At 70.9% G+C, this 13625-nt stretch carries 13 protein-coding genes; 2 read left to right on the top strand and 11 right to left on the bottom strand.

Going from position 1 to position 13625, the window contains the following annotated elements; translation table 11 throughout:
• Position 1: 1 nt before the first annotated feature.
• The 5 genes from R3F55_02630 to R3F55_02610 form a co-directional block, all read right to left on the bottom strand.
• Positions 2-1540: a sugar ABC transporter ATP-binding protein gene (locus tag R3F55_02630; GenBank protein ID MEZ5666327.1), complete on the bottom strand. Its 1539-nt coding sequence runs from the start codon at positions 1538-1540 to the stop codon at positions 2-4.
• A gap of 165 nt (positions 1541-1705) precedes the next feature.
• Entirely contained in the window at positions 1706-2200 is a 495-nt protein-coding gene (locus R3F55_02625; protein ID MEZ5666326.1) for a DUF3833 family protein, read from the bottom strand.
• On the bottom strand, positions 2197-3423 hold the full coding sequence (locus R3F55_02620) for a cyclopropane-fatty-acyl-phospholipid synthase family protein (GenBank protein MEZ5666325.1): 1227 nt from the start codon (positions 3421-3423) through the stop codon (positions 2197-2199). The genes R3F55_02625 and R3F55_02620 overlap by 4 nt, the downstream gene beginning before the upstream one ends.
• Before the next feature lie 42 nt (positions 3424-3465).
• Positions 3466-4281, bottom strand: a complete 816-nt coding sequence (locus tag R3F55_02615) for a DUF1365 domain-containing protein (protein MEZ5666324.1) — start codon at positions 4279-4281, stop codon at positions 3466-3468.
• 4 nt (positions 4282-4285) lie between these two features.
• A complete protein-coding gene (locus tag R3F55_02610) occupies positions 4286-5620 on the bottom strand; it encodes an FAD-dependent oxidoreductase (protein ID MEZ5666323.1) in 1335 nt (444 codons plus the stop codon).
• A 290-nt stretch (positions 5621-5910) separates the two neighbouring features.
• Here R3F55_02610 and R3F55_02605 point away from each other — a divergent pair, with 290 nt between their 5' ends.
• Together R3F55_02605 and R3F55_02600 are read left to right on the top strand one after the other, a co-directional pair.
• Positions 5911-6489, top strand: a complete 579-nt coding sequence (locus R3F55_02605) for a sigma-70 family RNA polymerase sigma factor (GenBank protein MEZ5666322.1) — start codon at positions 5911-5913, stop codon at positions 6487-6489.
• Positions 6486-7139, top strand: a complete 654-nt coding sequence (locus tag R3F55_02600; GenBank protein ID MEZ5666321.1) for a ChrR family anti-sigma-E factor — start codon at positions 6486-6488, stop codon at positions 7137-7139. Before R3F55_02605 ends, R3F55_02600 begins: the two co-directional genes overlap by 4 nt.
• 22 nt (positions 7140-7161) lie before the next feature.
• Here R3F55_02600 and R3F55_02595 read toward each other — a convergent pair whose 3' ends face one another.
• From R3F55_02595 to R3F55_02570, 6 genes are all read right to left on the bottom strand, one after another.
• Positions 7162-8265 carry a lactonase family protein gene (locus R3F55_02595; protein ID MEZ5666320.1) on the bottom strand — a complete coding sequence of 368 codons (1104 nt, stop codon included), beginning with the start codon at positions 8263-8265 and terminating at the stop codon, positions 7162-7164.
• A gap of 24 nt (positions 8266-8289) precedes the next feature.
• On the bottom strand, positions 8290-9243 hold the full coding sequence (locus R3F55_02590; GenBank protein MEZ5666319.1) for an alcohol dehydrogenase catalytic domain-containing protein: 954 nt from the start codon (positions 9241-9243) through the stop codon (positions 8290-8292).
• 59 nt (positions 9244-9302) lie between these two features.
• Positions 9303-10259: a sugar phosphate isomerase/epimerase family protein gene (locus R3F55_02585; GenBank protein MEZ5666318.1), complete on the bottom strand. Its 957-nt coding sequence runs from the start codon at positions 10257-10259 to the stop codon at positions 9303-9305.
• A 107-nt stretch (positions 10260-10366) separates the two neighbouring features.
• Entirely contained in the window at positions 10367-11254 is an 888-nt protein-coding gene (locus tag R3F55_02580; GenBank protein ID MEZ5666317.1) for a carbohydrate ABC transporter permease, read from the bottom strand.
• A gap of 3 nt (positions 11255-11257) precedes the next feature.
• On the bottom strand, positions 11258-12154 hold the full coding sequence (locus R3F55_02575) for a sugar ABC transporter permease (protein MEZ5666316.1): 897 nt from the start codon (positions 12152-12154) through the stop codon (positions 11258-11260).
• Between the two features lie 85 nt (positions 12155-12239).
• The gene (locus tag R3F55_02570) at positions 12240-13553 is read right to left on the bottom strand and encodes an extracellular solute-binding protein (protein MEZ5666315.1); all 1314 of its coding nucleotides are present in this window, start codon (positions 13551-13553) and stop codon (positions 12240-12242) included.
• Positions 13554-13625 lie beyond the last annotated feature (72 nt).

Genomic DNA, 13625 nt, shown 5'->3' with positions numbered 1-13625 from the left:
GTCAGGCCGCCCCGGCCATTGCCGGCGCGGCGTGATCGCTCATCATCGCCGCCGCGACCTTCTCCTGCGTCGCCTCGGCGCGGCTGAACTCGGAAACGACCCGGCCCTCGCGCATGACCAGCACGCGGTCGCTCATGCCGAGGATCTCCGGCAGCTCGCTGGAAATCATCAGGATGGCCATGCCCTGCTGGGCAAGCTCGCTCATCAGGCGATGGATCTCCGACTTGGCGCCGACGTCGATGCCGCGCGTCGGCTCGTCCATGATCAGCAGCCTGGGCCTGGTCGCCAGCCATTTTCCCAGTACGACCTTCTGCTGGTTGCCGCCGGAAAGCTTGTTGACCACCTGCTCGATGCCGCTGGTGCGGATCGAGAATTTCCGCACCGCGTCGCGCGCCAGTTCGCGTTCGGCGCGCCGGTCGAGGAACCCATAGCGGGCGATGAGGCCCAGCACCGCCATCGACGCGTTCTCGACGATGCGCATCGGCCGGACCAGCCCCTGCAGGCCGCGGTCCTCTGGCACATAGGCGATGCCGTGCCGCTTCGCCTCGCCGGCGGAGCGGATGCGAACCGGCGTGCCGTCGATGCGGATCTCGCCGCCCTGCGCCGGGGTGATGCCGAAAACGACCTGGGCGAACTCGCTGCGGCCGGCGCCGACCAGTCCGGCCAGACCGACGATCTCGCCGGCATGCACCGTCAGGCTGACGCCGCGGGTCATCGGCCGGCGAACCAGATCCCTCACCTCCAGCACCGGCTTGCCGATCCTGGCGTCGAACTTGGGGAACAGCGCCTCGATGCGCCGGCCGACCATCATGGCGATCAGGTCGTCGTGGTCGATGTCGGCGACGTCCCTGGTGGCGACGTACTCGCCGTCGCGCAGAACCGTCACCCGGTCGGCCAGCTTGAAGATCTCCTCCAGCCGATGGCTGATGTAGATGATGCCGACCCCGCGCTCCCGCAGCAGGCGCACGATGCCGAACAGGCGCTGCACGTCATGCTCGGTCAGCGCCGCGGTGGGCTCGTCCATCACCAGGATCCGCGCGTTGTGCGACAGCGCCTTGGCGATCTCGACCCGCTGGCGGTTGCCCACGGACAGCGAGCCGACCGTGCGGCGGACGTCGAGGTCGTGGATGTCGAGCGAGGCCAGCAGCGCGTGGGCCTTGCGCCGGGTCTCGGCCCAGTCGATGGCGCCCATGGCGTTGCGCGGGGCGTGGCCCATGAAGATGTTCTCGGCGACGCTGAGCTCGGGGAACAGCAGCAGCTCCTGGTAGATGGTGGCGATGCCGGCCGCCTGCGCCTCCTGCGGCGCGACGAACCGGGTTTCGCTGCCATCCAGCAGCATGCGGCCCGAATCCGGCCGGTACACGCCCGAAATGATCTTGATCAGCGTCGACTTGCCGGCGCCGTTCTCGCCGAGCAGGGCGTGGACCTCGCCGGCGCGCACGTCGAAGCTGACGCCACGCAGCGCCCTGACGCCGGGAAACGACTTGGTGATCCCCTCCAGCACCAGCGTTGGCGCCTGCGGCAGCATCGCTGGCTGCATGTTTCCGGCGTTCCCTGGCCATGCCGTTTCGACAGCGCGACGGCTTCTCGGTCCCGTCCGATTTCTAGGGTGCCGTCCACTGCAAGTTCAAGCCGGATAACGCACGCGTGCGCGCCACCGCCGCAATTCGGGCGCTGGCGCGGTTCGGGCGCAGCCAACGGCCGCTCAGTGAGCCGTCGGTGCGCCCTTGCGGAACACCAGCGTCACCTCGCCCAGCCTGAACCCGAATTTCGACACGTCGGCCCGGTTGATGACGATGCCGTCGGCCTGCGGGAACAGCCAGTCGTCGAACCGCACGGTCCAGGCGCTGCCGCCGACCTTGAGCGCGAAGCGGTAGCGCCAGTTCAGCGCGCCGTCGTGATAGCCGCCGTGCGCGGTGCCGACCACCCCGTCGGCGCGGCCCTCATAGTCGTCGGTGGTGCCGCGGCGGATCTGCCAGACCCGGCGCTCGGTGGCGCCGTCGTCATAGGCGAAGTCCTCGACCAGGGTCAGAGTCTCGCCGTCCCAGGCGCCGTCGATGTCGACCGTGAAGCGGCGGCGCAGCCGGCCGAAGCGGTCGCGGAAGATGCCCCAGGCGCGGGTGCGGCCGGCGAAATAGTCCTCCAGCCGGAAGCCGTCGCCGGCTCCGCCCTCCGCCGCCGACCGGGCAGCGGCGCTCATGCGCCGGCCTCCGCCGGCCGGGCGAGCGCCACCTGCAGCAGGTCGATGCGCCCGGTACGGAAGCCGGCCTCGCAATAGGCCAGGTAGTAGCGCCACATCCGCCGGAAGCGCGCGTCGAAGCCGAGGGCGGCCACCTGCGGCGCCGCAGCCTCGAACCGCCGCTGCCAGTGGACCAGGGTCGCCGCATAGTCCTCGCCGTGGCGCGAGGCCGCGATCCAGTCCAGCCCGCTGTCGGCGGCGTGGCGGCGCAGCGCGCTGGGGCTGGGCAGCATGCCGCCGGGGAAGATGTGGCGCTGGATGAAGTCGACCCGCCGGCGATAGGCGGCGAAGCGCGCGTCGGCGATGGTGATCACCTGCAGCGCGGCCCGGCCGCCCGGCCGCAGCAGCGTGCGCACCGCGGCGAAATAGGCCGCCCAGTTGGCCTCGCCGACCGCCTCCAGCATCTCGATCGAGACGATGCGGTCGAAGCGGCCGTCGACGTCCCGGTAGTCCTGCAGGCGCACCGCGACCCGGTCGGCCAGCCCGGCGCGCGCCGCCGCATCGCGCAGATGCGCCGCCTGCGCCGCCGACAGCGTGATCGCGGTGACGCGGCAGCCGATGGTGCGCGCCGCCCACAGTGCGAAGCCGCCCCAGCCGCAGCCGATCTCCAGCACATGGTCGTCGCGGCCGATCGCGGCCAGTTCGGCCAGCCGCCGGTACTTGCGGACCTGGGCGGCGGCGAGGTCGTCGTCGTCCGCCGCGAACAGGCCGGCCGAATAGGTCAGCGAGGGGTCGAGCCATGCGGCGTAGAAGGCGTTGCCCAGATCGTAGTGGGCGGCGATGTTGCGGCGGGCGCCGGCCCGGCTGTTGCGCCGCAGCGCGTGGACCAGCCGCGCGGCCGCGCGCATCGCCACGCTGCCGTCCAGCCCCTCGCCAAGGCGGTCGCGGTTCAGCGCGCCGAAGGTGAGCAGGTCGGTCAGGTCGGCGGTGTCCCAGTCGCCGTCGCGATAGGCCTCGGCCAGCGCGATGTCGCCGCCGAGCGCGAGCCGCCGGAAAAGGCGCGGGTTGTTGACCTTGACGGCCACCTGCGGCCCGGGCTCGGCGCCGCGGAAATCGACCGCGGTGCCGTCGTGGCGATGCAGGGTCAGGTGCCCCGCACCGATGCGGCCGAGCAGACGCAGCGCGGCCCGCTCCATCGGGCCGGGTCGGCGGCCGGCGCGGTCGAAGGTCAGGTCTGCGTGCATCGTGGCCTCTCCAGGGGTGCGAATCGGTTCGGTGGGGTCGGGCTATTCCGCGGCCAGCCGGGGGGCGGTGGCAGCAGCGGGCGGGATGCTGACCTCGGCGACCGGCGGCGCCGGCCGCGGCGTCGGGCGCGCCCCCTTCAGCCACAGCCGCAGGGCCTGCCAGTGGATCGCGCCGATCACCTTCAGTGTCATCAGCGGGTGGGTGACGAACAGGCGCGCCAGCGCGGCGTCGGACAGCGGCCGGCGCCGCCCGGTCTGGCGCGCGACCAGCGCCGGCCCGGCCGAGTCGCCTAGCCGGATCCCGACGGCCAGCCGGTCGCCGGGCACGGCGAGGCGGAAGTCGTAGCGGCCGTCGACCGCGAAGAACGGCGAGACGTAGAACCGCTTCGCGGTCGCCTGTTCCAGCGGTTCGCCGGGCGCGGGCCCGTCCACCGGCAGCAGATAGCCGTGGCGCTGGCCGAAGGTGTTGCTGACCTCGTAGAGGATCGCACGCAGGCCGCCGTCGGCATGGAAGCAGAACCAGACCGACAGCGGGTCGAACACGTAGCCGAGCACGCGCGGGAAGCAGAGCAGCCGCACCGGCCCGCCTTCCAGGTCGATGCCGGCCGCGGCGAGGTGCCGCTCGATCCATGGCCGCAGCGGGCCGCCGTCGCGCGGGCCGTGGTCGCGGTCGCGGAAGCCGAACAGGTTCCAGCGGTTGTGCGAGAACAGCCGCAGCCGGCGGTCGAGGCCCGGCAGCTCATCCAGATCGAGATAGAGCGAGAACACGCGGTAGCGGAAGCCGTGCACGAACGGCCGCAGCCGCCGGTGCATTACCCGGCCCGGATAGAGTGCCGAAGCTGTGGCCGGCGTGCTCATGGCCTCACGCCGCCGCCCGGTCCGGCGCGGCCGGCCGGACGCAATGCGCCGCCGGACCGGCCGGCGCCACCGCCTGCGCCCACGGCACCGGCGCGCCCAGCGCGGCCGCCACCGCGAAGCCGGACGCGACCGCATCCTCGTGGAAGCCGAAGCCGCAATAGCTGCCGCAGAACCAGGTACGGTCGACGCCCTGGATGTCGGGCAGCCGCGCCTGGGCGGCAAGCGCGGCGCGGTCGAACTGCGGGTGGTGGAACACCGCCTCGGCGTGGACCGTGGCCGGGTCGGGCCGGCGGTGCGGGTTCAGGGTGACGATCACCGGGGCGTCGACCGGCAGCCGCTGCAGCCGGTTCATCCAGTAGCTGACGCAGAGCCCCGCGTCGCCGGCGCCGCTCTCTGAGCCGGCGGCGAGATAGTTCCAGCTCGCCCAGGCAGCGCGCCGGCGCGGCATCAGCGTCCGGTCGCCGTGCAGCACCGCACGGTTGGCCTGGTAGCGGATGGCGCCGAGCACCGCCCGCTCGTCGTCGCGGGCCGCGGCACCCAGCAGCGCCAGCGCCTGGTCGGCATGACTGGCCAGCACCAGCCGGTCGAAGCGTTCGGGCGCGGCGGCAGGGGTCGCGATGATCACGCCGGCCGGCGTCCGCTCGATCCGCGTCACCGGTGCGCCGAGCCGCAGCCGCGCGCCCAGCTGCCCGGCGATCCGCTGCACATAGCCGCGGCTGCCGCCCGTCACCGTGCGCCACTGCGGCCGGCCGGCCAGGTCGAACAGGCGGTGGTTGACGAAGAAGCGCACGAAGCTTTTCGCCGGGAATGCGCGCATGCCGTCCAGCGTGGCCGACCAGATCGCGGCCCCCATCGGCAGGATGTGATGGGCGGCGAACGCCGCGGAATAGCGGCCGGCGTCCAGCACCTCGCCCAGCGTCGGCCCGTCGCCGGGCATGTCGAGCAGCCGCGGCGCGGTGCGGTAGAAGCGGCGGATGTCGGCCAGCATGCGCAGGAACGACGGCCGGGCCAGGTTGGCCGGCTGCGCGAACAGGCCGCGCAGCGAGCCCTCGTATTCGAGGCGGCCGCCGTCGACCGAGACCGCGAACGACATGTCGCTCGCCTCGGTCGCCACCCCCAGGGCGGCGAACAGCCGGCTGAGATTCGGATAGTTCAGCTCGTTGTAGACGATGAAGCCCATGTCGACCGCGACCGGCCGGCCGGCGACGTCGATGTCGCGGGTCCAGGCGTGACCGCCGGCCCGCCCCTCGGCCTCGAACACCGTCACGTCGTGGCGCTGCGCCAGCGCCCAGGCCGCGCCCAGGCCGGCCGCGCCGGCGCCGACGACCGCGATCCTCATCGCGCACCTGCCGGGCCCGAGGGGCACCGGATCGCCGGCTCGCTGGTCACGTCCAAACCCTCCGATCCTGCAGCCGGACGGCGATGCCGGCTTTGCAGGTGGTACGCCGGCCCGGCGGACGCGGATCACAGCGCGCGCCGCTGATCCGGTTGCGCGGCGGCCGCGTATCACAGCCAGAACGCAACGAAAGGTCCGGCATGATCCCGGCGCAAGCGACATCCTGCACGACCCCGCCCGCTTTGTCGCGGCGGCGCCTTGTTGCGCTCCGGCCGGTCGGACAGAATGGGCGGATGAACAGGGTACCACCGCCGCGGGCGGCCAACGATGCCGCCTTCGCCGACCTGCTGCAGGCCATCGCCGAGCGGCAGGACCGGGCCGCATTCCGCGCGCTGTTCGCGGACTTCGCGCCGCGCGTCGCCGCATTCGGGCGCAAGATGGGCGCCGACCCGCAGGTGGCCGAGGACCTGGCGCAGGACGTGATGCTGTCGGTCTGGCGCCGGGCCGGCCAATACGACCGGGACAAGGCCAGCGTCAGCACCTGGATCTTCACGATCGCGCGCAACCGGCGTATCGACATGGTCCGGCGCGAGCGCAGGCCCGAATTCGACCCTGAAGACCCCGCCTTCCTGCCGGAGGCGGACCCGTTGCCGGACCAGACGATGCAGAATGCACGCCAGGGCCGGTTGATTCGCGATGCCGTCGCCGAACTGCCGGAGGAACAGTCGGCCATGCTGCGGCTCGCCTTTCTCGAGGACAAGACGCACAGCACCATCGCCAGCGAGCTGAACATGCCGCTGGGCACGGTCAAATCCAGGATCAGGCTGGCGATGACCCGGCTGCGTGCGATGCTGAAGGACGAGCTTTCATGATCCGTCATCATCCCGACGGCGACCTGCTGATCGACTATGCCACCGGAGCGCTGCGCGAGCCGGCGGCCGTTCTGATCGCCACCCATTTGGCCCTGTGCCCGGCCTGCCGCGCCGTCGTCGCCGAGATCGAGGGGATCGGCGGCGCCGTGCTGGACGAGGTCGCGCCGGTGCCGATCGCCGAGCAGGCGCTGGAGCGTGCGATGGCCCGGCTCGACGAGCCGGAGCCCGTGCCGGCCACGGCCGCCGCGCCGACGCCGTCCGCGGACGCCGCGCTGTTGCCGCGGCCGCTGCGCGACTATGTCGGCGGCGGGCTGGCCAGCCTGAGGTGGAAGGCGCGCGGCGGCATCGCCGAGGCGCCGCTGATGCAGGGGTTCCCAGGCTTCCGCACCCGGCTGATGCGCATCCGCGGCGGCACCGCGATCCCGCGCCATACCCATGTCGGCAACGAGCTGACGCTGGTGCTGGCCGGCGGCTTCAGCGACGCCGCCGGCAGATACGCGCGCGGCGACGTCGCCGCGGCCGACGCGGCGGTCGAGCACCAGCCGGTCGCCGACCCCGGCGAAGACTGCCTCTGCCTCGCCGTCACCGACGCCCCGCTGCGCCTGACCGGCCCGATCGGCCGCTACCTCAACTTCCTGGTCCGCGACTGAGCGGTCTGCTGCGGCGGCACCTTCACCGGAACCGTACGCAGATCGGGGTACCGAGTTCGACCACGCTGCCGGTGGCCGACAGCAGGCCGCTGTCGGCGTCGCGGCGGAACATGACGATGTTGCCGGTATCCTGGTTGGCGGCGGCGAGGAACGCGCCGGTCGGGTCGATCTCGAAATTGCGCGGGATCGCGCCGCGGGTGCTCTCGTGGCCGATGGCGGCGATGGCGCCGTCGGCCGGGTCGATGGCGAAGATCGCGATCGAGTCGTGGCCGCGGTTGGAGCCGTAGAGATGGCGGCCGTCGGGCGCGATCTGCACCTCGGCGCAGCTCGAGCGGCCGGCGAAGCCGGCGGGCAGCGTCGACAGCGTGTTGATCTCCGCCACCGTGCCGCTGTCGGCGTCATAGGCATAGGCGGTCATGGTCGAATCGAGCTCGTTGATCAGATAGGCGTTGCGGCCGTTCGGGTGCATCACCAGCTGGCGCGGGCCGGCACCGGGCCGGACCGCAATCCACGGCTGCGCCGGGTTCGGCGCCAGCGTGCCGTTAGCCACGTCCGTCGCATAGATCATCAGCCGGTCGACGCCGAGCTCCGGCACGAATGCGAATCGGTTGTCGTTCGACAGCTCGACCGCGTGGGCGTGCGGGCCCTTCTGGCGCACCGGGTCGACGCTGGAGCCCTCGTGCTGGACCACGCAGCTGGCGTCGCCAAGCGACCCGTCGCCGCCGATCGGCAGCACGCAGACGCTGCCGCTGGCGAAGTTGGCGACGTAGAGGTTGCGCCCGGTCTTGTCGACGATCAGGTGGCAGGGGTCGGTGCCGTGGGTGGCCTTCTGGTTGAGGAAGGTCAGCCGCCCGCTGTCGCCCTCGATGCGAAAGGCGCTGACCGCGCCGCTCGGCCGGCCTTCGAACTCCTTGTACTCGTTGACGCAGTAGAGGAAGCGCCGCGCCGGATCGAACGCCAGATAGGACGGGTTGCGGATGCCCGCGTTGACATGCAGCGGCGCCAGCGCCCCGGCCGCGGCGTCGAAGGCATAGGCGTGGATGCCCTTGCCGGTGCCCTGCAGCACCTGGCCGGTGCCGAACAGGATCGGCTCGGTATAGGTGCCGGCGAACAGGATCTGCGTCATCGGTGGCCTTTCTCGGTTGGCGGGTCAGCCGGGCAGCAGCACGGCCGACTTGATGAAGCCCGCCGGCTTGTCCTGCAGCACGGCGAAGGCGTCGCCGAGCCGGTCCAGCGGGAAGCCGTGGGTGGCCAGCGGCGCCAGCTGCAGCCGGCCGGCGGCGGCCAGCGCCAGCCCGCGGCGCATGCAGTCCATGCGGTAGCCGGCGCGCCGCTCGTGCGCGTTGACCACGTCGCAGGCCTTGAAATTCATCAGCTGCATGTCGACCTGGCGCGGCCCGCCCTGGTGATAGCCGAGGATCGACAGCACGCCGTGGAAGCGGACCAGCTCCACCGCCAGGGTCAGCCCGGCCTGGGTGCCGGTCGCCTCGACCACCATGTCGAAGCCGCGCGGGTCGTCGGCGGCGAACGGGAACACCGCCTTCAGGTCCGCGGCGAGGTCGCCGGGCCGCGCGGTGGCGTCGGCGCCGAGCCCGCGGCCGGCAGCCAGCGCATCGTCGCGCATGTCGATGCCCAGGATGTGCGCCGGCCCCTTCAGGCGCAGCAGCTGCAGCATCAGCAGGCCCATGAAGCCCAGGCCGACCACGGCGACCCGGTCGCCCAGGTCGACCGGCGTGCGCCGCGCCCCGCTCATCGCACAGGCGATCGGCTCGCCGAAGGCGTGCTCGATCGCGATGCCGGGTGGGATCGCGGCCACCCTGTCCTGCGGCGCGACCGCATAGTCGGCGAAGCCCTTGTGGAACAGGCCGGTGACCGGGTCGCCGGGCACAAGGCCGGCGACGCCGGCGCCGACGGCGGCCACGGTGCCGGCGACCTCGTGGCCGAGCAGCCGCGGCGCGCCCTCGCCGTCGCGCCAGGCGCCGAGCTCGGACGAGCAGACGCCCGACATCCGCACCTTGACCAGCACCTCGCCGGGCCCCGGCGACGGGGTCGCTGCCGCGTCGAGGCGGAATGTGCGCGGCCCGGACAGCACCGCCTGCTGCATGGTTGCTGCTCCCGCGCGACCGCGGCGCCCCGCCGGGGAGCGCCGCCGCCGCGCATCCCTCAATGCTCGACGTGGATGCCGAGGTCCCGGGCGATCGCCTTCAGGTAGTTCATGCCGGCGACCGTCTCGTTGACGAACTGGTCGGTGGCGGTGACGTTGCGATAGACGCCCGGCGCGGTCGACCGCGGCCCGCGCGAGACGCCGGGCACGTCCTCCAGCTCGATCGAGATCACCCCGTCGAAGCCCACCTCCTTCAGCGCCTTCATGAAATGGGTCCAGTTGATCTTGCCCATGCCCGGCCGCCAGTGGACGTTGGTCACCCCGTCGTTGTCCGACACGTGGCAGTGCTTGATGTGCCTGTTCAGCCGCAGGATGGTGATGTTGGGGAAGTCGCCGACCGGGAAGGTGTGGCTGGGGTCGAAGTTGATCCCCATCGCCGGCGAATCCACGTGCTCCAGCAGCCGCAGCGCGCCGTCGTGGTTGGCGAGGTAGCGCCCCGGATGCGGCTCCACCGTCATGGTCACCCCGGCGTCGGCGCAGGCGTCGGCGCAGCGGCGCATGGCGGCAACGTAGTCGCGGAAGTTCTGGTCCCAGTCCAGCCCCTCCGGCACGTCGACCTCGTAGGACTGCACCAGCGGCTTGGTGGTGATGCGCGGCATCTGCTCGCCGTCGCGCATGGCGAAGGGGTGGGAGGAGACCATGTTGATCAGCTCCGAGCCCAGCGCGGCGCCGACCTCGACGGTGCGCTTCCAGTGCTCGACCGCCGCGTCGCGCTTGGCCGCGTCGGCGCTCGACAGGTCGTGCGGGGTGGAGACGAACTGCGACAGCTTCAGCCCCTCGCCGTCGACCAGGGCGCGCAGTTCCTTGACCTTCGCCGGCGTGTAGTACTCGGCCAGGTAGTCCTTGTTCCAGGCGATCAGCTCGATCGCCCGGAAGCCCAGCGCGGCGATGCGGCGGATGCCGTCCTCATAGGGCGGTTCCCACTGGAACGGCCAGATCGGTGCCCCGAACCTCATTCACAAGCTCCTTTCATGCGACATGGCATTCGGTTGTGCGGGCGTATGCCCGCGGTTGCTGTGGGTGGCATTCGCGTCGGTTGCGGTCGCGCCGTCGTGCCCCGGCCTCATCCCTTGACCGCGCCCCCGGTCAGCCCTTGCACGATGAAGCGCTGCATCAGGAGGAAGAAGAACAGCACCGGCAGCGAGATGATGCTGGCGCCGGCCATCATCAGGTCCCAGCGGAAGTTGAACTCCTCCTGGAAGCTGACCAGGCCCAGCGGCAGGGTGCGCTGGGCGCCGGACTGCAGGAACACCAGGGCGAACAGGAACTCGTTCCAGGACCGGATGAACGTGTACATCGCCACCGCCGCGATGCCTGGCCCGGCCAGCGGCAGGATGATCCGGTGCAGCGTCGCCAGCTGCGAGGCGCCGTCGATGGCCGCCGCGTCCTCCAGCTCCAGCGGGATGGCGGCGAAGAAGCTGCGCAGCATCCAGATCGAGAACGGCAGCGAGAAGGCGGTGTAGGCGATGATCAGCGCGGCGTGGGTGTCGAGCAGGCCCAGCCGCTTGACGATCAGAAACAGCGGCACCACCAGCATGATGTGCGGGAACATCTGGGTGACCAGCAGCATCATGCCGAAGGCGAAGCGGCCGCGGAAGCGGATGCGCGCGATGGCATAGGCGGCGTAGACCGAGACGGCGATCGAGCAGATCGTGGTGATCGAGGCGACGAAGAAGCTGTTCCAGAAATAGACCGGGAAGTCGGTCGCCAGCCAGACATTGCGGTAGTTGTCCCAGGTCCAGTCCACCGGCAGCAGCGTCAGGTCGCGCGCGAACAGCTCGGTCGTCGGCTTGAACGACGACGAGAACATCCACAGCACCGGGAACAGGATGGCGACCGCGGCGACGATCAGCAGCAGATAGCAGGCCAGCCCGGTCAGCACGCGCCGGTCGAGGCCGCGCGGCATCGCGGCCGGCGCCACCCTGACGGACGTGGTCGCGGTCACCGCCATCGCTCAGTCCTCGGCCAGCTCGTTGCGGTGCGCCTTGCCCGCCGTCAGCTGGATCAGGCTGATCGCCACCAGCATCACCAGCATCAGCATGCCGATCGCCGCGGCATAGCCCATGTCGGTAGCCCAGAACGCCTTGACGTAGACCATCACCGGCAGGATCTGGGTGGCGTCGGCCGGGCCGCCGCCGGTCAGCAGGTAGACGATGTCGAAGCTCTGGAAGGTCCAGATCGCGCCCAGCAGCGTGATCACCACGCTGGCCGGCCGGATGAAGCGGAAGGTGACGTAGCGGAAGCGCTGCAGCGCGTTGGCGCCGTCGAGCTGGGCCGCCTCCAGCAGTTCCTTCGGCACGCCCTGCAGCGAGGCCAGCAGCACGATCGTCATCACCGGATACAGCTTCCAGATCTGCACCGCGATCACCGCCAGCATCGCGCTGTCGGGGCCGGACAGCCACAGCACCGGGCTGTCGACCAAGCCGAGCTTGAGCAGCAGGAAGTTGGCGATGCCGAACTCGTCGGCATAGACCCATTTCCACAGCAGCGCCGTCACCACGTCCGGCACCACCCAGGGGATCAGGAACAGCGCGCGGAACAGGCCGCGGCCGAAGATCTCCATGTTCAGGAGCAGGGCGATGCCCAGCGCCAGCACATAGGCGCCGACCACCGAGCCGGCGGTCCACACGAAGGTGCGCCAGGTGGTCGCCCAGAATTCGGCGTCCTCGAACAGCGCGCGGATGTAGTGCCTGAACCAGACGAAGGATTCCGGGTTGGGGCGCGCCATGTTCTGCTTCTGCAGGCTCACGATCACGCCTTCGATCAGCGGATAGAGATTGAGCAGCAGCACGAGCACGAGCGCCGGCAGGATCAGCCAATAGGCGAACCGGGCGCGCCGTTGCTGGTACATCGATGGGTCCGTCGCTGGAGACCCTGCCCCGTCGCCCGTGGGAGAGCGGGCGGCGAGGCAGGGCAGGCCCCGCGTTGGCCGCGGGCTATCCGAACACCTCGGCCATCTTCTCGTGGGCGTCGTCGATCGCCTGCTCCGGCGACTTGCTGCCGACCACCACCTCGTTGACCGGCGCGGCGAACAGCTTCTCGCCGTCGATGATGCCCATCTCGGGGATGCCGGTGCCGGGATAGGCGAAGTCGGTGGTGTAGGGGATCACCTTCTGCAGCATCTCGCTGAGCAGCCGGTTCTGCTGCACCCGCGGCGTGTCGAATTCGGACGTGAAGATCGGCCAGTGCTGGCCGGGCGCCGCGGCATACAGCGGCTCCAGCCGGCCCGGCTGGATGAACCAGCGTACGAAGGCCTTGGCCGCGTCCAGCGCCGGGCTGTGCTTCCAGACGAACATCGGGTTGTAGAAGCCGGCACTCAGCTTGGCGGCCGGGCCCTGCAGCGTCTCCAGGATGCCGACCTTGTCGAACAAGTCAGGGTTCTCGGTCATGATCTGGTTGATCAGCCGGCCGGTGCCCATGCCGAAGGCGGCACGGCCCTGGGCGAAGATCGTGTGCGCGTCGTCGGTGTTGTACGACGCGATGCCGGCCGGGGTGACCTGGTGCCGGGTGGCGAAGTCGGTCAGATAGGTCAGCGCCCGGATGTTGGCGTCGCGCGCGGTGGTGCCGAACACCAGGTTGCCGTCCGCGTCCAGGATGCTGCCGCCGGCCTGGAACATGAACGCCATGAAGAAGTGCTGGGTGATGTGGAAGTCGCCGGCCGGGAACACCAGGCCGAAGGTGCCGCTGTCGGGGTCGTGCGCGGCGATCGCCGCCGCCTGGAACGCGTCCCAGTCGGTCGGCGGCGCGATGCCCTTCTGCTCCAGGATGTCGCGGCGGTAGTAGATCGCGCGCGGGTCCAGGTTGTAGGGCACGCCCCAGTAGTGGTCCTGCCAGTGGAACTTGCGGTAGGCGAACTCGTTGACGATGTCCGCCAGCCGGCCGTCGGCCTCCCATTCCGCGACGATGTCGTCCATCTCCGCCATCTGGTCGAGGGCGGCGAACTGCAGCGGGTGATAGGAATAGGCCTCGGCGATGTCGGGCATCTGTTCGCCCTGCACCGCGGTCAGGAACTTCGGGTAGACCAGGCTGCCGGACACCGGCTCGTTGACGATGGCGATGCCGGGGTTCTCGGTCTCGAACTGCTTCAGGAGCGGCAGCAGGGCGGCCTGCAGCTCCGGCGTGTTCAGCCGCACGCTCCAGAAGGTCAGCTCGGCCTGGCCCTGGGCGTTGACGCCGCGCGACGACAGCGCGAACAGCCCGCCCATGGCGAGCGCAAGGCCTTCGCGTCGTGTGATACCAATGTCGGCCATCTTGTCTTCCTCCCTCGTTCCCGGTCCGGGCGACGGTTTTCCTGCCGCTTCCGGTTCCCTTCGCCGGCGGTT

This window comes from Alphaproteobacteria bacterium (assembly GCA_041396705.1).
Lineage (GTDB): Bacteria > Pseudomonadota > Alphaproteobacteria > CALKHQ01 > CALKHQ01 > CALKHQ01.
This window is presented reverse-complemented; position numbering and strand designations above follow the sequence as displayed.

Excerpts from the sequence above, each read along its gene's own strand:
- R3F55_02595 (MEZ5666320.1), bottom strand. The coding sequence starts at position 8,265 with ATGACGCAGATCCTGTTCGCCGGCACCTATACCGAGCCGATCCTGTTC.
- R3F55_02620 (MEZ5666325.1), bottom strand. The coding sequence starts at position 3,423 with ATGCACGCAGACCTGACCTTCGACCGCGCCGGCCGCCGACCCGGCCCG.
- R3F55_02625 (MEZ5666326.1), bottom strand. The coding sequence starts at position 2,200 with ATGAGCGCCGCTGCCCGGTCGGCGGCGGAGGGCGGAGCCGGCGACGGC.
- R3F55_02585 (MEZ5666318.1), bottom strand. The coding sequence starts at position 10,259 with ATGAGGTTCGGGGCACCGATCTGGCCGTTCCAGTGGGAACCGCCCTAT.
- R3F55_02605 (MEZ5666322.1), top strand. The coding sequence starts at position 5,911 with ATGAACAGGGTACCACCGCCGCGGGCGGCCAACGATGCCGCCTTCGCC.
- R3F55_02610 (MEZ5666323.1), bottom strand. The coding sequence starts at position 5,620 with ATGAGGATCGCGGTCGTCGGCGCCGGCGCGGCCGGCCTGGGCGCGGCC.
- R3F55_02575 (MEZ5666316.1), bottom strand. The coding sequence starts at position 12,154 with ATGTACCAGCAACGGCGCGCCCGGTTCGCCTATTGGCTGATCCTGCCG.
- R3F55_02590 (MEZ5666319.1), bottom strand. The coding sequence starts at position 9,243 with ATGCAGCAGGCGGTGCTGTCCGGGCCGCGCACATTCCGCCTCGACGCG.
- R3F55_02630 (MEZ5666327.1), bottom strand. The coding sequence starts at position 1,540 with ATGCAGCCAGCGATGCTGCCGCAGGCGCCAACGCTGGTGCTGGAGGGG.
- R3F55_02580 (MEZ5666317.1), bottom strand. The coding sequence starts at position 11,254 with ATGGCGGTGACCGCGACCACGTCCGTCAGGGTGGCGCCGGCCGCGATG.
- R3F55_02615 (MEZ5666324.1), bottom strand. The coding sequence starts at position 4,281 with ATGAGCACGCCGGCCACAGCTTCGGCACTCTATCCGGGCCGGGTAATG.
- R3F55_02600 (MEZ5666321.1), top strand. The coding sequence starts at position 6,486 with ATGATCCGTCATCATCCCGACGGCGACCTGCTGATCGACTATGCCACC.
- R3F55_02570 (MEZ5666315.1), bottom strand. The coding sequence starts at position 13,553 with ATGGCCGACATTGGTATCACACGACGCGAAGGCCTTGCGCTCGCCATG.